Origin of the sequence: Bacteroides sp. D1 (assembly GCF_000157095.2) — a bacterium.
Classification (GTDB): Bacteria; Bacteroidota; Bacteroidia; order Bacteroidales; family Bacteroidaceae; genus Bacteroides; species Bacteroides xylanisolvens.
The window spans coordinates 463,072-489,003 of the sequence record NZ_JH114331.1; the positions used below are offsets into that span (position 1 = coordinate 463,072).

Annotated in this window: 21 protein-coding genes; 11 read left to right on the plus strand and 10 right to left on the minus strand. The window is 42.8% G+C overall.

Annotated features, from left to right (window positions below):
• Positions 1 to 250 (plus strand): transposase (locus BSAG_RS23840; protein ID WP_008997335.1); only part of this gene is annotated, 250 nt, incomplete at its 5' end.
• 163 nt (positions 251 to 413) lie between these two features.
• Here the strand turns inward: BSAG_RS23840 and BSAG_RS19775 are convergent.
• The 10 genes from BSAG_RS19775 to BSAG_RS19740 all read right to left on the minus strand — a co-directional run bounded on the left by BSAG_RS19775 (position 414) and on the right by BSAG_RS19740 (position 8,959).
• Positions 414 to 614, minus strand: a complete 201-nt coding sequence (locus tag BSAG_RS19775) for a DUF2007-related protein (RefSeq protein ID WP_004313805.1) — start codon at positions 612 to 614, stop codon at positions 414 to 416.
• Between the two features lie 217 nt (positions 615 to 831).
• A complete protein-coding gene (locus BSAG_RS19770; protein ID WP_004313804.1) occupies positions 832 to 2,487 on the minus strand; it encodes an AMP-binding protein in 1,656 nt (551 codons plus the stop codon).
• A gap of 130 nt (positions 2,488 to 2,617) precedes the next feature.
• Positions 2,618 to 3,172, minus strand: coding sequence for a helix-turn-helix domain-containing protein (locus BSAG_RS19765; RefSeq protein WP_004313803.1), 555 nt, complete (start codon positions 3,170 to 3,172; stop codon positions 2,618 to 2,620).
• Positions 3,173 to 3,212: 40 nt separating this feature from the next.
• On the minus strand, positions 3,213 to 3,986 hold the full coding sequence (gene proC, locus BSAG_RS19760) for a pyrroline-5-carboxylate reductase (RefSeq protein ID WP_004310476.1): 774 nt from the start codon (positions 3,984 to 3,986) through the stop codon (positions 3,213 to 3,215).
• Positions 3,987 to 4,122: 136 nt separating this feature from the next.
• Positions 4,123 to 5,244: an aspartate aminotransferase family protein gene (locus BSAG_RS19755; protein ID WP_004313802.1), complete on the minus strand. Its 1,122-nt coding sequence runs from the start codon at positions 5,242 to 5,244 to the stop codon at positions 4,123 to 4,125.
• Between the two features lie 38 nt (positions 5,245 to 5,282).
• Positions 5,283 to 5,693: a four helix bundle protein gene (locus BSAG_RS0222570; protein WP_004310471.1), complete on the minus strand. Its 411-nt coding sequence runs from the start codon at positions 5,691 to 5,693 to the stop codon at positions 5,283 to 5,285.
• On the minus strand, positions 5,693 to 6,661 hold the full coding sequence (gene argC, locus BSAG_RS19750) for an N-acetyl-gamma-glutamyl-phosphate reductase (RefSeq protein ID WP_004313800.1): 969 nt from the start codon (positions 6,659 to 6,661) through the stop codon (positions 5,693 to 5,695). Before argC ends, BSAG_RS0222570 begins: the two co-directional genes overlap by 1 nt.
• Positions 6,658 to 7,866, minus strand: a complete 1,209-nt coding sequence (locus BSAG_RS19745; protein ID WP_004310468.1) for an argininosuccinate synthase — start codon at positions 7,864 to 7,866, stop codon at positions 6,658 to 6,660. Before BSAG_RS19745 ends, argC begins: the two co-directional genes overlap by 4 nt.
• A 13-nt stretch (positions 7,867 to 7,879) precedes the next feature.
• The gene (locus BSAG_RS0222575) at positions 7,880 to 8,458 is read right to left on the minus strand and encodes a GNAT family N-acetyltransferase (RefSeq protein WP_004299851.1); all 579 of its coding nucleotides are present in this window, start codon (positions 8,456 to 8,458) and stop codon (positions 7,880 to 7,882) included.
• 27 nt (positions 8,459 to 8,485) lie between these two features.
• Positions 8,486 to 8,959, minus strand: a complete 474-nt coding sequence (locus BSAG_RS19740) for an arginine repressor (protein ID WP_004310466.1) — start codon at positions 8,957 to 8,959, stop codon at positions 8,486 to 8,488.
• A 235-nt stretch (positions 8,960 to 9,194) separates the two neighbouring features.
• On the opposite strand from BSAG_RS19740, the gene rhaB reads away from it, so the two are divergent.
• The 10 genes from rhaB (at position 9,195) to BSAG_RS19685 (ending at position 25,913) form a co-directional block, all read left to right on the plus strand.
• Positions 9,195 to 10,652 (plus strand): rhamnulokinase, encoded by a 1,458-nt coding sequence (gene rhaB / locus BSAG_RS19730; RefSeq protein ID WP_004313798.1) that lies wholly within the window; start codon positions 9,195 to 9,197, stop codon positions 10,650 to 10,652.
• Positions 10,653 to 10,702: 50 nt separating this feature from the next.
• Complete coding sequence (locus BSAG_RS19725; protein ID WP_008018351.1) at positions 10,703 to 11,959, plus strand: L-rhamnose isomerase; 1,257 nt, start codon at positions 10,703 to 10,705, stop codon at positions 11,957 to 11,959.
• 3 nt (positions 11,960 to 11,962) lie between these two features.
• Entirely contained in the window at positions 11,963 to 12,982 is a 1,020-nt protein-coding gene (rhaT, locus tag BSAG_RS19720) for an L-rhamnose/proton symporter RhaT (protein ID WP_004315661.1), read from the plus strand.
• Positions 12,983 to 13,074: 92 nt separating this feature from the next.
• Positions 13,075 to 13,884, plus strand: coding sequence for a rhamnulose-1-phosphate aldolase (gene rhaD / locus BSAG_RS19715; RefSeq protein WP_004310461.1), 810 nt, complete (start codon positions 13,075 to 13,077; stop codon positions 13,882 to 13,884).
• Between the two features lie 96 nt (positions 13,885 to 13,980).
• Positions 13,981 to 15,135: a lactaldehyde reductase gene (gene fucO, locus BSAG_RS19710; protein WP_004299884.1), complete on the plus strand. Its 1,155-nt coding sequence runs from the start codon at positions 13,981 to 13,983 to the stop codon at positions 15,133 to 15,135.
• Between the two features lie 175 nt (positions 15,136 to 15,310).
• Entirely contained in the window at positions 15,311 to 16,210 is a 900-nt protein-coding gene (locus tag BSAG_RS19705; RefSeq protein ID WP_004310460.1) for an AraC family transcriptional regulator, read from the plus strand.
• A gap of 108 nt (positions 16,211 to 16,318) precedes the next feature.
• Positions 16,319 to 20,344, plus strand: a complete 4,026-nt coding sequence (locus BSAG_RS19700; RefSeq protein ID WP_004315662.1) for a two-component regulator propeller domain-containing protein — start codon at positions 16,319 to 16,321, stop codon at positions 20,342 to 20,344.
• A 335-nt stretch (positions 20,345 to 20,679) separates the two neighbouring features.
• Positions 20,680 to 23,817 (plus strand): SusC/RagA family TonB-linked outer membrane protein, encoded by a 3,138-nt coding sequence (locus BSAG_RS19695; protein WP_008018357.1) that lies wholly within the window; start codon positions 20,680 to 20,682, stop codon positions 23,815 to 23,817.
• A gap of 13 nt (positions 23,818 to 23,830) precedes the next feature.
• Positions 23,831 to 25,291 (plus strand): RagB/SusD family nutrient uptake outer membrane protein, encoded by a 1,461-nt coding sequence (locus BSAG_RS19690; RefSeq protein WP_004313018.1) that lies wholly within the window; start codon positions 23,831 to 23,833, stop codon positions 25,289 to 25,291.
• Positions 25,292 to 25,304: 13 nt separating this feature from the next.
• Positions 25,305 to 25,913 carry a fasciclin domain-containing protein gene (locus tag BSAG_RS19685; RefSeq protein ID WP_008997336.1) on the plus strand — a complete coding sequence of 203 codons (609 nt, stop codon included), beginning with the start codon at positions 25,305 to 25,307 and terminating at the stop codon, positions 25,911 to 25,913.
• Positions 25,914 to 25,932 lie beyond the last annotated feature (19 nt).

A 25,932-nucleotide genomic window follows, 5' to 3' on the forward strand; every position in this document is an offset into this window, starting at 1 on the left:
TTACACACGCAAGAAGAAACATAAGCTATTCTGCAAGCGTGCAGGAATAGAGCCGACTATCGGGCATTTGAAATCAGACTTTCGTTTAGGACGCAACTTTTATAAAGGTGTGTTCGGGGATGTTGTCAATCTGCTCTTAGCCGCAGCAGCGTACAACTTCAAAAGAGCCATGAGGGTTCTTTGGCTACTTGTTGAAAAAATCTGCGGGACACTGTTTTCTTGCAATATCCCGCAGATGAGTACTTTTTAAGGGACGACTAAATAACAGGCTGACAATAAAAGTACGATCTTTTTATTGTCAGCCTATTGTCATAGCTTATTGTCAGGGTGCAATGAGTTACTAGTCACCGTATTATCCAGCGAAAACTCCTGCTGACAATAAGAACCCTCCAATTTATATGTAAACCTAAAACCTATGAAACTTTTCTGTTATTAATTACACGCATGGCCGCAGTATAGTATTCGCAAGGAACAGAAATCAAAATACTGTTTAAACCATTGTCTTTCATTGAAACCTGAATATAGGCTGCATTCAATAAACTTTTTACGCTGGCTACCTCCCAAGGACTACCAGCAAAAACATTGATTTGAGAAATCTTTCTACTTGTAATCATGATCTTTATAGTGTGTTTTTGTTTATACTGCAACAAAGATAAGGGAGAAAAGCAACATAGAGGTGCAATATTGTTTCATATATAGTATACAAATGATTCATTGAATCAGGATTTGTATTAATTGACCAGTTTGTAGTATGATTCATATAAGAAATCCTCCTTCGGTTGCCAAAAGACAAGTGAAGGAGGATTTATCGATAAATAGGTGCTTTTTTACTTATTTCTTATCGTTTTCACGAATTTCTACCCGGCGGATCTTACCGCTGATTGTCTTAGGTAGCTCTTCTACGAACTCGATCACACGCGGATATTTATAAGGAGCAGTCACTTTCTTCACGTGGTTCTGTAATTCCTTAATCAGTTCCTCTCCGGCACGTGCTTTATAGTCTTTGGATAGAACAATCGTAGCTTTTACTACCTGGCCGCGAATCTCGTCGGGTACTCCGGTAATAGCACATTCCACAACAGCCGGATGAGTCATCAACGCACTTTCCACTTCGAATGGGCCGATGCGGTAACCGGAACTCTTGATTACGTCGTCTGCACGACCGACAAACCAAAGGTAGCCATCCTCGTCTTTCCAGGCAACATCGCCGGTGTAATAAATACCATCGTGCCAAGCTTCGTGAGTGCGTTCCGCATCCCGGTAGTATTCTTTGAAAAGTCCGAGAGGTTTACCTTTGCTGGTGCGGATTACAATTTGTCCTTGCTCACCCGCTTCAACAGAGCGGCCTTCATGGTCGATCAAGTCTACATCATATTGAGGATTCGGAAGCCCCATGCTTCCCGGTTTCGGTTCCATCCAAGGCATGGTGGCGATGGTAAGGGTTGTTTCTGTTTGTCCGAAACCTTCCATCAGTTTGATACCCGTCAGTTTCTTGAAAGTTTCAAATACGGCGGGGTTCAATGCTTCTCCGGCAATGGTGCAGTATTTTAGTGAAGATAAGTCGAACTTTGTCAGGTCTTCGTGAATCAAGAACCGGAAGATGGTAGGAGGCGCACAGAGAGAGGTGACATGGTATTCCTGGATTTTTTCCAGAATAGCTGCCGGGGTAAACTTCTCGTGGTCGTAGACGAAGATATTGGCTCCGGCAATCCATTGTCCGTAGAGTTTTCCCCATACTGCTTTTCCCCAGCCGGTATCGGCAATGGTGAGGTGAAGACTGTTCTCGTCCAGGTTGTGCCAAAAACTACCGGTAACGATATGACCTAACGGATAAGTAAAGTCATGTGCCACCATCTTAGGTTCGCCGGTAGTGCCGGAGGTAAAATACATCAGAGAGATGTCATCATTAGTATTCGCATGGCGCGGACGTACAAACGGAGCAGCATTTTCGATACCCTGATGGAAATCTTCGAAGCCTTCCGGGATTTCCGGACCGACACTGACTAACTTTTCAACCGTGGGACATTCGGGAAGAGCATCTTTGATATGTTGCAGGATGATTCCTTCGCCGGCAGCTACGATCATTTTGATGTCGGCAGCGTTGCAGCGATAGATAATATCCTTCTTGGTCAGCAAGTGAGTAGCCGGAATAACGGTTGCTCCTAGTTTGTGAAGAGCGATGGTGCTATACCAGAACTCATAACGGCGTTTCAGAATCAGCATCACCATGTCGCCACGGCCGATACCCAGGCTCTGGAAGTAAGAGGCGGTCATGTCCGTAGAGCGTTTCATGTCGGCAAATGAGAATTGGCGACTTTCGCCTTTGTCATTTGTCCAGAGTAAAGCGTTCTTGTTAGGTTGTTCGGCAGCCCAGGCGTCTACTACGTCATAGCCGAAGTTGAAATTCTCCGGGACGTTTATTTTCAAGTTTTTGATAAAATCCTCTTGCGAACTGAAAGAGGTCTGTGATAAAAATCTTTCTACCATGATGTTATGGATTATGTGAATGAAGAATGAAGAATGAAAAATGAAGAATTTTTCCATGCGTATTATTTATACAGTGCAACATAATTCTTCATTCTTCATTTTTCATTCTTCATTCTTCATTTTTTTATTATTACATAATTACTGCCAGAAAACGTACTGTTTTGCCATCGAGCGCTTTCATGCCATGTGGAAGTTTAGAGTTAAAATAGATACTGTCGCCTTGGTTGAGGATGATTTCTTTGCCTTCGATGTTGATAAGCATACGTCCTTCGATGACAAGGTTGAATTCTTGTCCGTTATGTTGGTTATAATGGATTGGTTCGTCGTTTGCTTTCGGTTCAACAGTGACGATGAACGGATCGGCGGTACGGTTCATGAATCCTGAAGCCAGTGATTGGTATTTATAAGCTTTGGTACGTTCGATGCTGACTCCTTTGCCGGCACGGGTCACGAAGTAGCTGCTCATTTTAGGCTCTTCGCCAAACATCAGGGCGTCGAGAGCTATATTATACGTGCGGGCTATTTTTTGTAACATGCTGACAGAGATATCGTAGTCTCCGGTTTCTGCAAGTCGGTATTCTTCGGCAGAGATGTCGCTGTCGCGGGCGATATCCTCTGCGGTCAGTTCCAGTACATCACGTAATCCGCGGAGGCGTTCTGCGATCTGTTTAATTTGTTCATTCATACAAGTGGTTCGTATTTTTATGATTAATAATTCTATGGTATTATTTGGAGGCTTTCATGGCTTTGATGATAGCGGAGGTGAATCCGTTGTGTTCCAGTTCATTGATCCCCTTGATTGTGATTCCGCCCGGAGTGGTGACCTTGTCGATTTCTACGCTGGGGTGGGTGTCGTTGTTCTGAATCAGTGCGGCTGCTCCTTTTAAGGATTGTGCTATCATCTGCATGGCATCTTTGGGACGAAGTCCCATTTCGATTCCGGCTTGCATGGCTGCCTGAACGTATTTCAATACGTAAGCGATACCGCAGGAGGTCAATGCGGTGGCTGCCGCTATTTTATCTTCGGGAATAAGCATCACTGTTCCCATCTCGCTGAACAACCGGAGGATGAATTTGTCTTGTTCATCGTTCGTATTGCGGGCGGCAACAAGCGTCATACTTTCCAGTTCGCTGATAGCGGTGTTCGGAATCAGGCGGAACATGGCCATTTCCGGTGCTACGACATAATGAGCCAGTTCTTCAAAACTGATGCCGGCAGCTACGGAGATGAGTATCTGTTTGCTTTTCAGTTTCAATTCGCGCATCACCGGTTCCATAAACCACGGTTTGACAGCAAGGATGACAATATCTGCGCCTGTGGCAGCTTCCACATTGCTGTTGGTGATAGAGATACCCGGAAATTCCTTTTTCAGTTTCTCTAGTTTTCCGGCACTCGGATTGGACACAATGATGTCCGAATCGTCTATCAGACTTCCTTTTGCCAGGCCACGGGCTATTGAACCGCCCATGTTTCCTGCACCGATAATGGCTATTTTCATATACGCTTATTTTTAATGAGTTGTTAAAGGCAAAGGTAACAGTTAATTACGAAAAAACAAAAAGCAGCCGGAATAAGAAATAAATTTCTAATAAAGGCTGCTTTTATCGTTGGCTGTTTATTAATCAAATGAGCGATTAGAGTACTTTCTTGAACCGGGCAAGGAAGTCTTCCGCTTCCTCCATAGTAAGACAGAGAGGAGGTAACAGGCGAAGTACATTCGTACCGCTTGCTCCGGTAAATACATGCTCGTCATAGATGAGGCGGCTGCGTAGTTCTTTGATAGGCTCTTCGAATTCGAGTCCGATCATGAGTCCGCGTCCGCGTACCTCTTTTATTTGCGGGAATTTCTTCAGTTCTTCCAGTAAGTAGTTACCTACTACCTTTGCGTTTTCTATCAGATTTTCTTGCTCAATGACGTCCATCACAGCGAGTGCTGCCGAGCATGCCAGATGGTTTCCGCCAAAGGTAGTTCCCAATTGACCATATACCGGTTTAAACATCGGGCTGATTAGGACACCTGCCATCGGGAAACCGTTGCCGATACCTTTGGCTACAGTGATGAGGTCCGGCTTGATGTCATTATATTGATGGGCGAAGAATTTACCGCTACGCCCGTATCCGCTCTGAATTTCATCGAGAATCAGGATCGTTCCTGTTTCGCTGCAAGCTTTGCGGAGTTCCTGCATAAATTCGGTGGTCGGTATCTTGATACCACCTACCCCTTGTATTCCTTCAATGATAACAGCACATGTGTCTCCTTTAGACAATTCCTGTTTCATCGCTTCCATATCGTTGAGCGGGAGATAGGTGACATGACCGTTATTGTTGATAGGGGCGATAATGGAAGGATTGTGAGTCGCTTCTACCGCCAGAGACGTCCGTCCGTGAAACGCCTTATTGAAAGATACGATTTTGGTACGTCCGTTATAGAAGGAAGCCAGCTTCAGAGCATTTTCGTTCGCTTCGGCCCCACTGTTAATCAGAAACAGGCTGTAGTCTTCGTAACCGGAAATCTTGCCCAGTCGTTCGGCTACCTCTTGTTGGAGCTTATTGATGACGGAGTTTGAGTAGAAACCAAGTTTAGCCACCTGGTTACTTATCATTGCTGTATAGTGAGGGTGTGCATGTCCGATAGAGATAACGGCATGACCTCCGTAGAGATCCAGATATTCCGTTCCGTTCTCATCCCATACTTTGCAACCATCGCCCTTGACAATGTTGATGTTATATAAAGGATATACGTCGAATAATTTCATAATAATTAAATGAAGAATTAAGAATGAAGAATGAAGAATTAGGTTACTTCATGGTTCATTTGATTATTTTTGGCAGTTTTGATTGAAGAAACAAGCAGAGCTATGAGTTCTCCACAATCAATCTCCATACTATTAAAAGCATTAGAATCGATATAATCTGAATCTTTTAAAAGATTCAACCAATAGTCGGTTTCATTAGCTTCTTTTAATGATATACTTAGTTTATTAATGAAGTCAGCATTGCTTTGGGCAAATTCGGATTCTCGAATTGAAGCTCCAATAGAAGTGCCGGAACGAAGAATTTGTTTGCTGAGGATGAACTCTTGTTTCATTTCTCGAAGATATTTAGTCATTTGTACAATTCGAAGTGCAAATGAATAGCTTTTTGTATTCAATAATGAATTTGTTCTATTGTGGCAATTCTTCATTCTTCGTTCTTCATTCTTCATTAAAACGCTGAAGGCTTCAGACGTAGTCCTACGGTTTCTTCCAGATTGAACATCAGGTTCATGTTATGAACCGCTTGTCCGCTGGCGCCTTTCAGCAAATTGTCGATACAAGAGATAATCAATAGTTTGTCACCGTGTTTCTCCAGATGTATCAGGCACTTATTAGTATTAACGACTTGTTTCAAGTCAATATTCTTGTCTACGATGTGTACAAAGGAGTCTTTTGCATAATATTCCTCGTACATACGAACGATTTCTTCCAGTGCTACTTTGGTTTTGACTACCATCGTTGCAAAGATACCACGGGCGAAATCGCCACGGTATGGAATGAAGTCGATCTCCGCATCGAAACTGTTTTGCAGCTGTTTCAGTGATTGCTTGATTTCCGGAACATGCTGGTGCTCGAATGCTTTGTACACACTCATATTGTTGTTTCTCCAACTGAAATGACTGGTAGCACCCGGTTTCACTCCGGCTCCCGTACTTCCTGTAATGGCATTTACCATTACATCATCCGTCAGCATCAGATTCTTGGCAAGCGGAAGCAAACCGAGCTGGATGCAGGTTGCAAAACAGCCGGGATTGGCTACGTGCTTTGCCGTACAAGTGGCACGGCGGTTCAGTTCCGGCAGGCCGTAGATAAAGTCGTGGTCGTCGCTCATAATGCGGTAGTCCATCGAGAGGTCGATAATCTTCAGGTCTTCCGGTATGTTGTGACTTTCCATGAATTTCTTTGTATCGCCGTGGGCGGTGCAGAAAAAGAGAACGTCGATTTCGTCCAGAGGTAACTGGTCGGTGAATCTTAGATCTGTTTCTCCATACAAGCCTTCGTGTACGTCGGTAATTCTGTTTCCGGCATTACTGCTGCTGTTGATAAATACGATTTCAGTTTCCGGATGGTTGAGCAGCAGACGGATTAATTCGCCTGCTGTATATCCTGCGCCACCAATGATTCCTGCTTTAATCATATCTCTTCGTCTTTGTGGTTATTATAGTAAACACGTAGCGGAGTAGAAGTGACTTTGATAAAGCCTTTGGCGTCTTCGGCTGTCCAGCCTTTCTGCATTTCACCGTATTCTCCGAATTTAGTCTTCACCAGATCGTCTTCCGATTCTACCCCTACGGTAGAGAAAGAAAGAGGACGAAGCTCGAGGATAGCCGTACCGTTTACGTTACGCTGGCTTTCCTGCAACATCGCTTCGATGTCACGCATCACCGGTTCGAGGTATTGGCTTTCGTGGAGGAACATACCGTACCAGTTGGCTACCTGGTCTTTCCAGTATTGTTGCCATTTGCTCAATGTATATTTTTCGAGGAAGCGATGGGCGCCGATAATCAACATCGGGGCGGCTGCTTCGAATCCTACACGGCCTTTGATACCGATAATTGTATCACCCACGTGCATATCACGGCCGATACCGTATGCTGCACCAATCTCTTCCACTTTCTGGATGGCTTTGATCGGGTCGTCAAACTTCTCGTCGTTGACAGCTTTCAGTTCCCCTTTTTCGAAAGTCAGGCGAAGCTGTTCGCTGCCTTCTTTTTCAACATGTTTGAGGTAGGCTGTTTCCGGGAGTCCTTGCGCGGAGTCGAGGATTTCGCCACCACAGATAGAAGTACCCCACAAACCTACATTATAAGAGTATTTCAGTTTGGTGAAGTCCGCGCTGAAACCATGTTTGTTCAGATAATCAATTTCTTCCTGACGGCTCAATGCCATGTCACGGGTTAATGTGATGATTTCTACATTGGGAGCCAGTACGAGGAAAGTCATATCGAAACGGATCTGGTCATTACCTGCTCCGGTAGAACCGTGTGCGATGGCATCCGCACCGATTTCGTTGGCATAGCGTGCGATAGCCAGTGCCTGGAAAATACGTTCGGAACTAACAGAAATAGGATAAGTACCGTTACGCAGCACATTTCCGAAAACCATGTATTTCAGGCTTTTTTCGTAGTATTCCTGGGTTACGTCCAGCGTCACGTATTTCACTGCTCCCAGTTTATAAGCATTTTCTTCGTTTGTTTTCAGTTGTTCTTCGCTGAAACCACCCGTATTGGCACAAGCTGCATATACTTCGTAACCTTTTTCTTTGGCGAGGTACATGACGGTGAACGATGTGTCCAGTCCGCCGCTGAATGCCACCACTACTTTTTTCTTCTTTTCTTCCATAGTGCTGTATCTTTTAAATGTTATTTCTTTCTTGTTCTTTTTTGATGTTCCGCGGCTCTGTCGGATCGTACAGCATGGCTGTGCAGATGCAGAACTTGCGGTTTTTCGCTACCAGAATATCATGGTTGATACATCCTTCGCATCCTTTCCAGAAAGCTTCGTCGTCTGTCAGTTCGTTGAAGGTGACAGGCACATAACCTAGTTCGGTGTTCATCTTCATGACAGCTGCTCCGGAGGTCAGACTGAATATTTTTGCTTTCGGCCATCGGAGACGTGCCAGTTGGAAAGAAGCCTGTTTGATGCGTTTTGCCAGTCCTAATCCACGGAAATCGGGATGAACGATCAGACCGGAAGTAGCCACATATTGCTTGTTTCCCCATGATTCGATGTAGGTGAATCCGGCAAAAGTATCGCCACAAAGAGCAATAATCGCCTTACCTTCTTTCATCTTTGTCGCTACGTATTCGTGTGTGCGTTCCGCAATTCCTGTTCCTCGTACGGCGGCAGCATTTCTGATAGTTTCCAAAATAGTGTCAACGTAAACCTCATGTGAGGCGTCGGCTACCATAACATCTATTTGTTGAGTGTCCATTTCTTTATTATATAATAATAGGTATAATTATTCGATATTGGGAATGATGAGTGACAGAAGCTGACGTATTTTGCTGATGGCAACTCCTTCACGCAACACCAACATGATTGTATCGTCACCGGCAATGGTTCCCAGTATTTCACTGAATTCATTGTTGTCGATGTCATACGCCATGCTGCTCGCATAACCGGGACGGGTGCGGATAACGGCAATGTTACCGGAAAACTGTAAAGAGATAAATCCGTTGTTACGTAGCATTTCACCGGCACTCTGGTCGGTAGAACGTTTATACATAATGTTGTTCGGCAGTACATATACGTACTTTCCGTTCATACTGGCAGCCTTGGCTACTTTCAATTGTTTCAAGTCGCGGGAGAGGGTGGCCTGTGTCAGTTCGAAGCCTTCGCGGTTCAGCTCTTGCAGCAGTTCTTCCTGCGAACCGACCTCCTTGCTTGAGATTATCATTTTGATGGCGTCTAACCGATTTGCTTTCTTCTTCATTGTATAATTATTCTAAGAATGGCGCAAAAGTATGCATTATTTCGGAGAAAATATGCATAAAACCAAAGTTTTTTTGCATAAAAGTGAAAAATATGCTAAACGGTGCAAGCCTGCTTTTTTGTTTTGTGTCAAAATGTATACCCTTTCAATCAAAATACATAAGGAAAGGGAGGAGGGAATCGCCTATCTTTGCCATGTAGGTAAATGGATACCTTAAATATATAGACAGAATACCATGAAACAAAACTTTTTTGCAGTCGACCTGGGCGCAACGAGCGGCCGTACAATCTTAGGAACTTTCATCGAAGGCGGATTAAATCTGGAAGAGATTAATCGTTTTCCTAACCACCTGATTGAAGTGGGTGGACATTTCTATTGGGATATTTATGCATTATATCGTCATATTATTGACGGATTGAAGTTGGTGGCTCATCGTGGCGAATCCATTGCTTCTATCGGTATTGATACCTGGGGAGTGGATTTTGTGTGCGTCGGAAAAGACGGTAACTTGCTTCGTCAGCCATACGCGTACCGTGATCCTCATACGGTAGGAGCACCGGAAGCTCTTTTCTCCCGTATTTCGCGTAGTGAAGTCTATGGCAAAACGGGTATTCAGATTATGAATTTTAATTCACTTTTTCAATTAGATACTTTACGTCGCAATCACGACAGCGCATTGGAGGCGGCAGATAAAATTCTGTTTATGCCGGATGCATTAAGTTATATGCTGACCGGAGAGATGGTGACGGAATATACAATTGCTTCGACAGCGCAGCTGGTAAATGCGCAAACACGTCGTCTGGAACCGGAGTTGTTGAAAGCAGTCGGCTTGAGTGAAAAGAATTTCGGACGTTTTGTATTCCCCGGCGAAAAGGTGGGAGTATTGACGGAAGAAGTGCAAAAAATAACCGGACTGGGCGCAATTCCTGTAATTGCAGTAGCCGGACACGATACCGGTTCTGCTGTTGCTGCCGTTCCGGCACTCGATCGTAACTTTGCTTATTTGAGCAGTGGGACTTGGTCGTTGATGGGAGTTGAAACAGATGCTCCGGTGATTAATGCCGAAACGGAAGCGTTGAACTTTACCAATGAAGGTGGCGTGGAAGGAACCATCCGTCTGTTGAAGAATATCTGTGGAATGTGGTTGTTGGAACGTTGTCGTCTGAATTGGGGAGATACAAGCTATCCTGAATTAATCAGTGAGGCGGATGCTTGCGAGCCGTTCCGTAGTCTGATTAATCCGGATGATGATTGTTTCGCGAATCCTGCGGATATGGAAAAAACCATTGCTGAATATTGCCGGGCTACCGGACAAGCAGTTCCCGAGAAACGTGGACAAGTGGTGCGTTGTATTTTTGAAAGTCTGGCTTTGCGTTATCGTCAGGTATTGGAGAATTTACGTTCGCTTTCTCCCCGTCCGATTGATACATTGCACGTAATTGGCGGCGGTAGCCGGAATGATCTGTTGAACCAGTTTACAGCTAATGCGATAGGAATCCCTGTGGTAGCCGGTCCGTCTGAAGCGACAGCTATCGGTAATGTGATGATTCAGGCAATGGCAGCAGGTGAAGCAACGGATGTTGCCGGTATGCGCCAGTTAATCAACCGCTCTATCCCGTTGAAAACTTATCAGCCGCAAGATACGGAAGCTTGGGACGCGGCTTATATCCATTTTAAGAATTGCGTTCGATAATACATTGAACAACCGACAGAATAATCATTTATTTAAACTAATAGAATATCATGAAAAAAGAAGAACTGATTCAGAAAGCGTATGAGATTGCTGTGGAACGTTATGCAGCAGTAGGTGTAGACACCGAACAAGTATTGAAAACGATGCAGGATTTTCATCTGTCACTCCACTGCTGGCAGGCTGACGACGTTGCAGGATTTGAAGTACAGGCCGGCTCATTGACCGGAGGTATTCAGGCAACCGGTAATTATCCGGGCAAAGCTCGTAATATTGATGAATTGCGTGCTGACATTTTGAAAGCTGCTTCTTATATTCCGGGTACTCATCGTCTGAACCTGCACGAAATCTATGGAGATTTCCAGGGTAAGGTGGTAGACCGTGACCAGGTAGAACCGGAACATTTCAAGAGCTGGATCGAATGGGGTAAAGAACATAACATGAAGCTCGATTTCAACTCTACCTCTTTCTCTCATCCGAAATCAGGTGACTTGTCTCTTTCTAATCCTGATGAAGGCATCCGTCAGTTCTGGATTGAACATACCAAACGTTGTCGTGCCGTTGCGGAAGAAATGGGTAAGGCACAGGGGGATCCGTGTATCATGAATCTTTGGGTACATGACGGAAGCAAGGATATTACGGTAAATCGTATGAAATATCGTGCATTGCTGAAAGATTCTTTGGATCAGATCTTCGCTACCGAATATAAGAATATGAAGGATTGTATCGAATCTAAGGTGTTCGGTATCGGTCTGGAAAGCTATACAGTGGGTTCTAATGACTTCTATATCGGTTATGGTGCTTCTCGTAACAAGATGATTACGCTGGATACCGGTCACTTCCATCCGACAGAAAGTGTAGCTGATAAAGTATCTTCACTGTTGCTTTATGTGCCTGAATTGATGTTGCACGTGAGCCGTCCGGTTCGTTGGGATTCAGACCATGTTACTATCATGGATGATCCGACAATGGAACTGTTCAGCGAAATCGTTCGCTGCGGTGCTTTGGACCGTGTACATTATGGTCTTGATTACTTCGATGCATCTATCAACCGTATTGGTGCATACGTAATCGGTAGTCGTGCTGCACAGAAATGTATGACTCGTGCCCTGCTCGAACCGATTGCTAAGTTGCGCGAATACGAAGCAAACGGACAGGGATTCCAACGTCTGGCTTTGCTCGAAGAAGAAAAGGCGCTTCCTTGGAATGCAGTTTGGGATATGTTCTGCTTGAAGAACAATGTTCCTGTTGGTGAAGATTTCATCGCAGAAATTGAAAAGTACGAAGCCGAAGTAACTTCTAAACGATAAGTTATGGAAATCTTAATCGGCTTATTGATTATAGCTATCGGTAGCTTTTGCCAGTCCAGTTCTTATGTACCTATCAAAAAGGTAAAAGAATGGAGCTGGGAAAGCTTCTGGTTAATACAAGGTGTATTTGCCTGGTTAGTGTTCCCGTTCCTGGGTTCACTACTGGGTGTACCCCAAGAGAGCAGTTTGTTCGACTTGTGGGGAGCAGGAGGTGCTGGAATGAGCATCTTTTATGGTATATTGTGGGGAGTAGGAGGGTTGACTTTCGGACTTTCCATGCGCTATTTGGGTGTTGCGCTCGGACAGAGTATCTCACTGGGTACTTGTGCCGGTTTCGGTACCCTTCTTCCGGCTCTTTTTGCCGGTACAAACTTGTTTGAAGGTAACGGGCTGATTCTTTTGTTGGGTGTTTGCATCACGTTGGCAGGTATTGCTATTATCGGGTATGCCGGTAGTTTGCGTGCGCAAAACATGAGCGAAGAAGAAAAACGTGCTGCTGTAAAAGACTTTGCATTGACAAAAGGGTTACTGGTTGCACTTTTGGCTGGTATCATGAGTGCCTGCTTTGCTTTGGGACTGGATGCGGGAACACCTATCAAAGAAGCCGCTTTGGCTGGTGGAGTGGAAGGACTTTATGCCGGTCTTCCGGTTATCTTTCTGGTTACGCTTGGAGGCTTCCTGACAAATGCAGCTTACTGTTTGCAACAGAATGTGGTTAACAAAACGATGGGTGACTATGCTAAAGGAAAAGTGTGGGGCAATAATCTAGTGTTCTGTGCGTTGGCTGGTGTACTATGGTATATGCAGTTTTTCGGATTGGAAATGGGTAAGAGCTTCCTCACCGAAAGCCCGGTGTTACTGGCTTTCTCCTGGTGTATTCTAATGGCATTGAACGTAACCTTTAGTAATGTTTGGGGAATAATTTTAAGAGAATGGAAAGGGGTGTCAAACAAGACCATAACTGTGCTGATAGCTGGTCTGATTGTACTTATCTTCTCTTTAGTATTCCCAAATTTGTTTTAAAAAAATCAAGAACGGATTACACGGATTACGCAGTTTTTTTATAACTTGCGGCAAAATCCATGTAATCCGTGCCTAATTAAAATATATATATAATGAAATCAATTTTAGAGAATCGTCCGGCACTTGCCAAAGAAGTAAACAAGGTAGCAGAAGTTGCCGGATACTTGTGGCAGAAAGGATGGGCTGAACGTAATGGTGGTAATATCACTGTTAATATCACAGAGTTTGTAGACGATGAAATCCGTCAGATGAAGCCGATCAGCGAAGTAAAGTCTATCGGTGTGACTCTTCCTTATCTGAAAGGCTGCTATTTCTACTGCAAGGGAACTAATAAACGCATGCGTGATTTAGCCCGCTGGCCGATGGAAAATGGTTCGGTAATCCGTATTCTGGATGACTGTGCCAGCTATGTGATTATTGCGGATGAAGCCGTAGTCCCGACATCGGAATTGCCTTCTCACTTGAGCGTACACAATGACCTGTTGAGCAAAAACTCTCCTTATAAAGCATCTGTACACACACACCCGATTGAACTGATTGCCATGACACATTGTCCGAAATTTCTGGAAAAAGATGTGGCTACCAATCTGTTGTGGAGTATGATCCCTGAAACAAAGGCATTCTGCCCGCGTGGTTTGGGTATCATTCCTTATAAATTACCTAGTTCGGTGGAATTGGCTGAAGCTACCATCAAAGAATTGCAGGATTACGATGTGGTGATGTGGGAGAAACATGGTGTATTTGCAGTGGATTGCGATGCGATGCAGGCATTCGATCAGATTGATGTACTCAATAAGTCGGCTCTGATTTATATCGCAGCTAAAAATATGGGCTTCGAACCGGATGGTATGAGTCAGGAACAGATGAAAGAAATGTCAGTTGCTTTCAATCTTCCTAAATAAGATTTATACTAGTCATTGATTTTAATTACTTTAGAAACCGTGGCATTTTCTACCCTGGAAGGTGCTGCGGTTAACCCTTTAAACAAATAGATAACCATGAATCGCATTATTTTAAACGAAACTTCGTACTTCGGTGCCGGATGCCGTAGTGTCATTGCTGTGGAAGCAGCCAGACGTGGCTTTAAGAAAGCCTTTTTTGTAACGGATAAAGATCTTATCAAGTTTGGTGTGGCTGCCGAAATCATTAAAGTATTTGATGAAAATCAGATTCCTTACGAACTTTATAGTGATGTAAAAGCGAATCCTACGATTGCAAATGTACAAAATGGTGTGGCGGCATACAAAGCTTCCGGAGCCGATTTTATCGTTGCTTTGGGCGGCGGTTCTTCCATCGATACTGCCAAAGGAATCGGTATTGTTGTGAACAATCCGGATTTTGCAGACGTGAAATCTCTGGAAGGGGTAGCCGATACCAAACACAAAGCGGTGCCTACTTTCGCGCTGCCTACTACTGCCGGAACAGCTGCGGAGGTAACGATCAATTATGTGATTATTGATGAAGATGCCCGCAAGAAAATGGTTTGTGTAGACCCGAACGACATTCCTGCCGTAGCTATCGTAGACCCTGAACTGATGTACTCAATGCCAAAAGGACTGACTGCTGCTACCGGTATGGATGCTTTGACTCATGCCATCGAAAGTTATATCACTCCGGGTGCTTGGGTAATGAGCGATATGTTCGAATTGAAAGCCATTGAAATGATTGCTCAAAACTTGAAAGCAGCTGTGGATAATGGTAAAGATGTGGCAGCCCGCGAAGCTATGTCACAGGCACAATATATTGCCGGTATGGGATTCTCGAATGTCGGTTTAGGAATTGTCCACTCGATGGCGCATCCGTTAGGTGCGTTCTATGATACTCCTCATGGGGTAGCCAATGCCTTATTGTTGCCGTATGTGATGGAATACAATGCTGAATCTCCAGCAGCTCCGAAATATATCCATATTGCGAAAGCAATGGGAGTGGACACTACCGGAATGAGTGAAGCCGAGGGAGTAAAAGCGGCTGTTGAGGCAGTGAAAGCACTTTCTGCCAGTATCAATATACCGCAGAAATTACATGAAATCAATGTGAAGGAAGAAGATATTCCTGCACTGGCTGTAGCTGCTTTCAATGATGTTTGTACAGGCGGTAATCCTCGTCCTACTTCGGTAGCAGATATCGAAGCTCTATATCGCAAAGCTTTCTAAAGTTAGTTTTTGCGGAAGTTCTTTTCACCACAGATTACACAGATTTACACAGATTTAATTCTTAAATATCGGCTTCCGATTAGAAAATAATCTGTGTAAATCTGTGTAATCTGTGGTGTTTTTCTGAAAATAATTCCTATTTTTGTCCAACTCAATTACATGAAAACACATCGGTATGATCGAGGATAATAGTTTGGGATTAGAATTTAAATATCTGATTGTAAATGACATGGACCGTAAATTCGGGCTATGGGTAAATACCGTCGGCTATCAATCCATTCCTCCTGATTCACCTTATCCGTTGAAAGAGCATCCTTCCGGTTACTTCTTTAATGCAGAAAAAGGAAGAGTGCTTCGTGAGTATCAATTGGTATATATCACCAAGGGGCGTGGTTTGTTTTCATCTGATTCTACCTCTGAAAAGCAAGTTTGTAAAGGTCGGCTGATGGTATTGTTTCCCGGGCAATGGCATACTTATCGCCCGTTGCGGCAGACTGGTTGGACGGAATATTATATCGGTTTCGAGGGGCCTATGATAGACGCCATTGTTGATGATGCTTTTTTGTCGCAGGAACAGCAAATACTGGAAATAGGCCTTAATGAAGAGTTAGTCTCATTATTCTCCCGTGCTCTTGCCGTAGCCGAAGCGGATAAGATTTCCGCGCAACAATATCTTTCCGGGATTGTGCTCCACATGATAGGGATGATTCTTTCCGTCTCCAAGAATAAGGTTTTCGAGATGAGTGATGTGGATCAGAAAATCGAACAGGCAAAAATCATTATGAATGAAAATGTTTCCGGCAATGTGGACCCGGAAGAGTTGGCTATGCGACTCAATATTAGTTATTCATGGTTTCGACGTGTTTTTAAGGAGTATACAGGTTATGCTCCGGCTAAATATTTCCAGGAATTGAAACTTCGTAAAGCTAAACAAATGCTGGTGGGAACTTCCCAGTCAGTAAAAGAGATTTCTTTTTTTCTAGGTTTCCAGTCAACCGAATATTTTTTCTCTTTCTTCAAGAAACGTACGGGACTAACTCCGTTGGAGTATCGTTCGTTCGGGCGGGAAGAATGAATAGGATGAAGTTCATATCTATTAGTTATTTGGCTCTGATTTTGGGAATATCATAAAAACTGTTACTTTTGTGGCGAAGATAATGTGCTATAAACCATCATTCTTGATATGCGCGGACAAAAACTATCTAAGATCCATTTTCTTATTCTGTTATCTCTTTTAGGATTTATATCTCCTCTTCAATCACAGGAATATAAGTTCAGAACATTGGGTGTGGAGGATGGATTGTCGCAAATAACGGTGAGCGATATTTGCCAGGATGAGAAGTCGCGTATATGGATTGCCACACTGGATGGTCTGAATTGTTTCGATGGCAATCATATCAAAGTCTTTAATCATTTTCATAACGATTCCATCAGTTATGGTAATCTATATGTCACCCAGATGGTGGAGGACGGCCAGGGGAGTCTTTTTCTCTTGACCTCTACGGGACTTTTCCAGTTCGACCTTGAAACGGAGAAATATTATATTCTTCCGGTGCCTTCTCCTTCCACTCTTGCCAAAGGAAAGTTGGGAGTGTGGATTGCAGAAGGGGGAAAACTCTTCTTATATGATAAGAATACCCGTTCCGTGAAACCCATGTATGCGGAGGTACATTTGCCGGACACCGGGCCGACAATGGTAGAAGGTTCGGAAGGAAATCTTTGGGTTGCTTTGAAAGATGGCGGGGTGATGCGTGTGGATACTTGTGGATCGATGTCGCTTTATTTGCCCGGAATCAAGGTGATGAAACTGATAAAAAGTAACGATCAGAATATTTGGGTTGGTTCGCAGGATCATGGTGTTTTCTGTTTTTCACCTCAAGGTGCAGTCATACATCATTATGATTATAACAACAAGAGTGTTTACACGGTCCGGGATGATATGGCAAGAGCGCTATGTCAGGATTTGGAAGGGAATATATGGGTAGGTTACAGAAGCGGATTGAGTAAGATTGAGGTGGCTACCGGGAAAATATTTCATTATCAGGCGGATCCTAACCGGGTGGGGGCTATGTCCAATCGTTCGGTGACTTCTCTTTATACGGACAAACAAGGAACTGTCTGGGTGGGGACCTATTGGGGCGGCGTGAACTTCTTCTCACCGGAATATCAACATTTTGTACATTATCATGCTTCGGATACCGGATTGTCTTTTCCGGTGGTGGGTGCTATGGCAGAAGATAAATCCGGAAATATATGGATTTGCACAGAAGGTGGAGGACTGGATTTATATCAACCGGAACAAGGAACATTCAAACATTTTAATGCGCATACCGGATATCATTTTAGTACGGATTATCTGAAAGATGTCGTTTTTGATGAGGCTAATAACTGCTTGTGGATTGCTGCTGACTTTACAAACAAGGTCAACTGTTTTCATCTTGATAACTATCGGAATGATATATATGACCTCGAACCGCTCGGAGAGGAAAGTGTGGGAGAAGCTCTGTTTGCCTTGGCCGACACTCCTCGTAAATTGTATGTAGGTACAACATCTGCAGTTGTTAGTCTGGATAAACAGGCCTTAAAAACTGAAGTGTTGTTTCATCAAAAGGAGTTGTTTACACATAATTATAACACTTTGTTGCTTGATTCGAAAAACCGGCTATGGTTTGCTTCCGATGATGGTTGTGTAGCTTATGTGATTGATGAAGGGCGGTTTGAAACGTATAGGATAAGTCTGAAGAAGCAGGTCAGATCTCAAAAAGAGCTGGTCAATGTCATCTATGAAGATCGAAAGGGAAACATTTGGGTCGGAACACATGGCAACGGGCTTTTCTTGTTGGATAAGAAAGAGCGATTGTTTCGTTTACATACTCCTGAAAGCGTATTGTCGGGAGAAAATATCAGAGTGTTGGGCGAAACTCCTTCCGGGAATTTATTGATTGGTACCGGACATGGATTGTCTGTGTTAGAACAGAAAGACGGGAAAGTGATAAACTTCAATTCTAAAACAGGATTTCCGCTGACTCTTGTCAATAGGAAATCCATGCATGTATCCCGCAATCATGATATTTATATGGGAGGAGCTACCGGACTGGTTGCCATTCGTGAAAGTAGTTTGTCCTATCCTCCGAAAATATATGATTTGGAGTTGGCTCATTTGTATGTCAATAATAAAGAGATTACCACAGGCGATCAAACCGGCATCCTAAATAAGTCCTTTGCCTATACCGACCGGATTAAATTGAATTATTTGCAGAATGTGTTTTCTATCGGTTTCTCGACAGATAACTTTCTGCATATTGGCGGTGGTGAGGTAGAATACCGGTTGATAGGTTCTAATGACGAATGGAGTGAGAATCGTTTGGGGAATGATATTACCTATACAAATATATCTCCGGGCGATTATGTTTTTGAGATCAGATTGAAGAACTTTCCGGAAGTAATCAGATCTCTTCATATAACGATCACACCACCTTTTTATGCCACCTGGTGGGCTTATACAATTTATGCGTGTGTGATTCTGACGATTCTATTCTTTGTAGTGAGAGAATATAGAATTCGGCTGTTCTTGAAAACCTCGTTGGACTTTGAACTTCGTGAGAAACAATATATTGAAGAAATGAACCAATCCAAACTGCGTTTCTTCACTAATATCTCACATGAAATCAGAACCCCTATTACCCTTATCCTGGGGCAGGTTGATCTGTTGTTGAATTCCGGTAAGTTGTCTACGTATGCTTATTCGAAATTACTGAATATACATAAAAATGCCGGTAACCTGAAATCATTGATAACGGAGTTGCTTGATTTCCGGAAACAGGAGCAGGGACTTTTGAAACTGAAAGTTTCTCAATTTGATTTATATTCTTTACTCAAAGAGCATTATGTATTGTTCAAAGAATTGGCAGCTAACAGGAATATTTCGTTTGTTTTGCATGCTGACTGTGAGCAATGCCTCGTGTGGGGAGATCGTATGCAATTGCAGAAAGTGGTTAATAACCTGCTGTCGAATGCTTTTAAATATACTTCAGACGGTGGAAGTATCAGTATGGAATTGGCTGATGGAGCGGATGAATGTATGTTTTCCGTTTCAGACAATGGGGCAGGAATATCCGAGGAAGATTACGTGAAGATATTCGAGCGGTTCTATCAGGCCGAGAATATCGGACAGTATGGAGGAACGGGTATCGGGCTGGCTTTAAGTCAGGGGATTGTGAAAGCTCATCAGGGAGATATAACTGTAGAAAGCCAGTTGGGGAAAGGTTCATGCTTTAAGGTCACTCTGAAGAAAGGAGATGCTCACTTTGATTCTTCTGTTTCCCGGATTGAACCGGAGCAGGATAAGGAATATATTTATTATTCGGAAGATAAAGAACTATTGGTTAAGGAGGTACAGTCGGCTCAAAGTGAGAGTGGGACTACTGACTGCAAGCTGTTGGTTATTGATGATAATGAAGAAATCAGAAATATCCTTGTAGATATCTTTTCTCCATTGTACACGGTTGAAACTGCAAGTGATGGTGAGGAAGGGTATGAGAAAGTAAAGATGATGCAACCTGATCTGGTTATTTCGGATATTATGATGCCCGGAATGCCTGGAACGGAATTGTGTGCCAAAATTAAGAACAATATTGAAACTTGTCATATACCTGTCGTTCTTCTGACTGCCCTTAGTGCGCCCGAACGTGAGTTGGAAGGATTGAGAATTGGAGCGGATATTTATGTGGTGAAGCCATTTAATATGCGGCGGCTGGTGATGCAATGCAATAATCTGATTAATACCCGCAGACTTTTACAGAATAAATATGCCCATCAGCTGGATAGCAAAGCGGAGAAGATTGCAACGAATGAACTCGATCAGAGGTTTATCGAACAAGCGACGCAGGTAGTGGAAGATAATATGGAAAATCCCGAATTCAGTGTAGATGTCTTCTCACGTGAGATGGGGGTGGGACGTACTGTCTTATTCCAGAAGATAAAAGGTATCACGGGAAGTACGCCAAATAATTTTATCATGAATCTGCGTCTGAAAAAAGCGGCATATTTTCTGCAGAATTCTCCGGAAATGAATATATCGGATATTGCTTACCGGTTAGGATTTGGAAATCCTCAATACTTCAATAAATGCTTTAAAGAACTTTTTGATATTGCTCCTACGCAATACCGAAAAGCTCATAATACCTCCTCCGAACCCTCTGTGAAGTGATTAAAATAAGTCATCTGAATTTTTAGACTAGATAAAACGAACAATTCGATAGGGTGCAATATATTCAAATGTGATACTTTTGTGGCGTTGGATAATGCCAGCTTGTACTTGAGTTTTCTTTGGTTAGGTGTGTCCGCACACACTTTCATTTGGTAGACCGGGTGCTGTGTAATCTTTATTCTAATATAATAATTATTGTGTAGTATTATGAAAGACAAATATCCATATAATAAATAAAAGATAACATCTTATTGGAGAGAATCAATATATTTTCCCCAATTAATTAAGTAGTGAGTAAAACCTTGATAATTAACCAATTTAATTTTATTCTAGTTATGAAAAATTTGCAGAGTAGGACAAAAGTGCGGTTGCTTCAGTCGTTCCTTTTGATTTCCTTGAGTCTCTTTTTCCTTGTCAATCCGGCTTATGCTCAAGGCGGGTTTGCAGTGAAGGGAGTTATTGTGGATAAAACAGGATTTCCTTTGCCTGGCGCCAATGTGATGGAGAAGGGAACATCTAATGGAACAATTACAGATTTAGATGGTAATTTCTCATTGAATGTTTCGAAGAAGGGAGTTACTTTGACTGTATCATTCATGGGATATACCCCTAAAGATGTGGTAGTGAAAGATAAAACAATGAATATTACGCTTGAAGAGAACTCTAAGCTATTGGACGAAGTAGTGGTAGTGGGTTACGGTACGATGAAAAAGCGTGATGTAACAGGAGCTATTACTTCCATCTCAAGCGAGGCCATTGAGCAAAAAATGGCTACTAATGTTTTTGAAGCATTGCAGGGTACTACTGCCGGTGTACAGGTGGTATCCGGTTCCGGACAGCCCGGTGAATCTTCTTCTATCAAAATACGTGGTACTTCCACGTTCTCTGCCGAAGGGGTTACTCCTCTTTATATCGTAGACGGTGTGCCTTTGGAAAGTATCGACGGTATCAATACGAATGATATCACTTCTATGGAGATTTTGAAAGATGCCGCTTCTGCAGCTATCTACGGTTCACGTTCGGCGAACGGTGTGATTATTATCACTACCAAAAGTGGGCAGGAAGGTAAAGCCCGTATTGATATCAAGTATAATCACTCGTGGGGTACATTGTCTCACAAGGTTCCACAGGCAAACCGTAAAGAACGTTTGTTGTACGACCAGTATCGTAAAGAGTATTTTGAAACATACGGCGGAGGTAATCCGGATGAAAGTAGTGATATACTGAATGATCCGTTGAACTCTTTCTTTAATGTGGATAACGATTATCTGGACATGATTACAAGCACTGCACAAAAAGATCAGGTGGATATCAGTGTAGGGGGTGGTACAAAGAAATTGAAATATTTCATCAATACCGGTTATTATAATGAGAAAGGTATTATTTCCAATACAGGTTTCCAGAGACTAAATACTCGTATCAACTCCGATTATTCACCGACAGACTGGATGAATATGGGTAGCCGTATTTCTTTGACTTATTCTAAAAAGAAAGGTCTGAATGAAGGTACTTTATTGAGCGCAGTGTTGACTCGTCGTCCTTATTTCAATACTTATTATCCGGATGGCTCTTTGGTCGGAGTGTTTAACGGTCAGAAGAACCCTATTGCGCAGGTCAATTATACCACCGACTTTACTGATTCTTATAAGGCTAACTTCTTCCAGTTCTTTGAAATCAAATTCAACAAGTATTTGAAGTTTAGAGCCAATATTAATGCCAACTTCTATCTGGATAAACGCAAAAAACTCGAACCGAGTCTTATCACCGACGAATGGCAGAAACAGAATAAAGGTTATTCTTATAATTACCTGAACTGGAACTGGATGAATGAAGACATCCTTACTTATGCACGCAAAATAAAAGATCATAATTTTACGGCCATGGTAGGTGTTAGTGCACAGCAGTGGCGTTATGAAAACGAAACATTTGTGGGGATAAACTCGTCTACAGATTTTATCTATACAATGAATGCTTTTGCCGCAAACCTGGATTTGTCATCTACAGGCTCCACATTAAGCAATCACTCTATGGCTTCCATTTTTGCCCGTGTGACTTATGATTATAAAGGAAGATATTTGCTCAATGCCATTATGCGTCGTGACGGTTCTTCTCGTTTTGCCAAAGAGAACAAATGGGGTAATTTCCCTTCCGTATCTGTGGGATGGCGCTTCTCGGATGAGAAATTCATGAAATTCTCGAAAAAGTTTCTCGAAGATGGTAAGATCCGTGCAAGTTTCGGTATCACGGGTAACGAAGCAATCGGCAACTACGACTATATCTACTCTTATTCTCCGAATTCTATTTATGACGGAGTGGGTGGCGTTATTCCGACTCGTATCGGTAAAGACAATCTGAAATGGGAGGAAACTAAACAATTCAACCTTGGTTTGGACTTGAATTTTTGGAATAGCCGTTTGACAATCACTGCCGATTATTACGATAAATATACAGACGGTTTGCTGGCAAACTACCAATTGCCTAAAGAATCCGGTTTTGCATATATGAAAACCAATGTCGGTGAAATGAGTAACCGAGGCTTTGAAATTGCTGTTACCGGTGATATTATCCGCACGAAGGACTGGAAGTGGAATGCTTCTTTCAATATCTCCAGAAACGTCAACCGTATTGAGAAGCTGTCTGAAGGTAAGGCATATATGGAAGGTGATATCTGGTGGATGCAGGAAGGTGGCCGTGTGGGTGACTTCTACGGATTTAAAAGCGCCGGTGTCTTTGCATACGACGAATCGAATGCTTTTACTGATAAATGGGAACAACTGACTCCGGTGTTTGAGAATGGTGTATTCCAGTACAAATATTTGTTGGATGGAAAGGAATATGCAGGTAATATCCGTCAGAAAACGTTGCCGAACGGCAAACCGTTCCGTGGGGGAGATTACAACTGGGAGGAACCGGAAGGAACCCGTGACGGTGTGATTGATGATAATGACCGTATGGTGATCGGTAATGCCATGCCTGATGTAACCGGTGGTTTGAATACAACGGTGACTTGGAAGAATTTGAGTTTATACTTAGGATTCTATTATTCATTGGGAGGACAGATTTATAATGCAGCCGAACATAATCGTAATATGTTCAAATACACCGGAACTACTCCTTCACCGGAAGTCATCCATAATATGTGGTTGCATCCGGGTGACCAGGCAATCTATCCGCGTCCGTATAATGATGATTACAACAATGCCCGTATGGGTAACTCGTTCTATCTGGAAGATGCTTCATTTATTCGTTTGCAGAACATACGTGTAGCATACGATCTTCCTGAAAACTGGATAAAGAAGCTGATGTTGAAGAATATAAATATCTACGCTTTTGTAAACAACGCCTTGACATGGACCAACTATTCGGGATTCGATCCTGAATTCTCTACCAACAATCCTCTGCAGGTAGGTAAAGACTCTTACCGTTATCCGAGAAAGAGAGAATATGGTATTGGTTTTTCTGCAAACTTTTAATTGAAGATATCGTATGAAGAATATAAAATATTTTGTTGGAGCTGTATGCCTGGCTCTATCATTGAATAGCTGTTCAGACTTTCTGAATGAGGAACCGGTAAGTGAAATTCCGGCAGGTGACATGTGGCAGACTGCCCGTGACGCTAAGGCAGGTATAAATGAAATCTATGGATTGTTACGTTCCACTTTACGGGAGAACTATTTCTATTGGGGTGAGTTCCGTTCTGATAATGTAGCTCCCGGAGCACCGGTAATGGCCGATCAGGCACGTGTTATCAACAACCTGATGTCTACGGATGAGAAATGTGCAAAGTGGACGACTCTGTATCAGATGATTAACCAGGCAAATCTGGCTATTAAATATGTTCCTAATATCAGTATGCCTGATGTGGCAGACCGTAACGATTACCTCGGACAAGCGTATGCGTTGCGTGCTTTGGCCTACTTCTATGCTATCCGTGTTTGGGGAGACGTACCTTTGTTTATAGAACCCACTGAAAAGTATTCGGAAGCGATCTATAAAGAGCGTACGGATAAAAACTACATTTTGGAGCATGTCATTCTTCCGGACCTGAAGAAAGCGGAAGGACTGATAAACCGTAACAAGAATTATGAGCGTAAACGTATCTCTATCTGTGGTGTTTGGGCTATCATGGCTGATGCTTATATGTGGAGTAAAGAATATAATCTGGCCGATCAAACCATTGATAAAATGGCTGACATTAAATCGTCCAAAGGTCGTTTGGTGGACTTTGAACCTTCTATTCAGACTTGGCATACAATGTTCACAGAAGAACTGAATAACAAACCGTCTGATGATACTCCTGAAAATGATGAGTACTCAACAAAAGAGTTTATCTTCCTGATTCATTTTAATATGGATGAAGTGGGAACCAATGGATATAGTTATATGTATCAATGGTTCTCCGGTTCCGGTAACCGTGCTGCCGTTCTGTCGGATAAATTGATGAGTGTCTTCAATGAGCCGGATATGCAGGGTGATTTGCGCAAAGCCTATACGGTGAAGGATTATCAGAATGGAAATGAATTACGTAAATATATGGCCGGTGATATTAGTAACTCATTAAACAAAACCTGTGAGGTTGCTTATCCTATTTATCGCTACACGGATATGTTGTTATTGCAGGCTGAAGCTCGTGCCCGTCTCGGAAAATGGGAAGAAGCTTTGGATTTAGTGAAAAAAGTGCGTGATCGTGCCGGGCTGGTTACTCCTACTGCACTTAGCTTTGCATCGGAAGATGAAGTCGTTAATTATATACTGCGTGAACGCCAGGTAGAGTTAGTAGGTGAGGGCCGTCGTTGGTTTGACCTGCTACGTACAGGGAAATGGAAAGAAGTGATGGAGTCTATTAACGGCATGAGCCAGGATGGAAATGAACTGTTCCCGATTCATTATTCTCACATATTGGAGAATCCGAAGATAACTCAGAATCCATATTATGGTAACAATTAAAAAGATTGAAACGATGAAAAAGACAATATATAGAACGATTTTCTTTTGCTTGAGCGTTATTGCGCTAGCTGGGTGTGACTTGGAATTGCAAAAGAATTATGATTATGAAGCATCGGTCGACGATCCTCATGTAAATGTAACTGCTTGGGAGTATTTTCAGGACCATCAGGATATCTTCTCTGAATTTACTACTGCTATAGAGTATACAGGCTTGAAAGACTATTATACGCAGACTGAAAATAAATACACTTATCTGGCTCTGAATAATACGGCCATGCAATCATACCGTGAAAATGTTTTCCCGGGGATAGCCTCTATTACAGACTGTGATAAAGAAACGGTGAAAAATATGCTTTTATACCATATTGTAGATGGGGAATATAGTTCTTACGGTCAACTGCAGGTGGAAGCCATGTTTGTATTGACAATGCTTCCCGGAGAAAAGGGGTTGATGACGATGTCTGTTTGGAAGAACCCATGGCAGGCTGCCGTAGGAAAGATCTTAGTGAATGAAACGGGTAGCAATGGTAAATCGCCTCAACGCAATGCCAAGACTAGTAATATTTTACCGACGAATGGTGTTATTCACATCTTCGAGAAATATTGTTATTATCAGAAATAATCAGTATTACATTAAAATG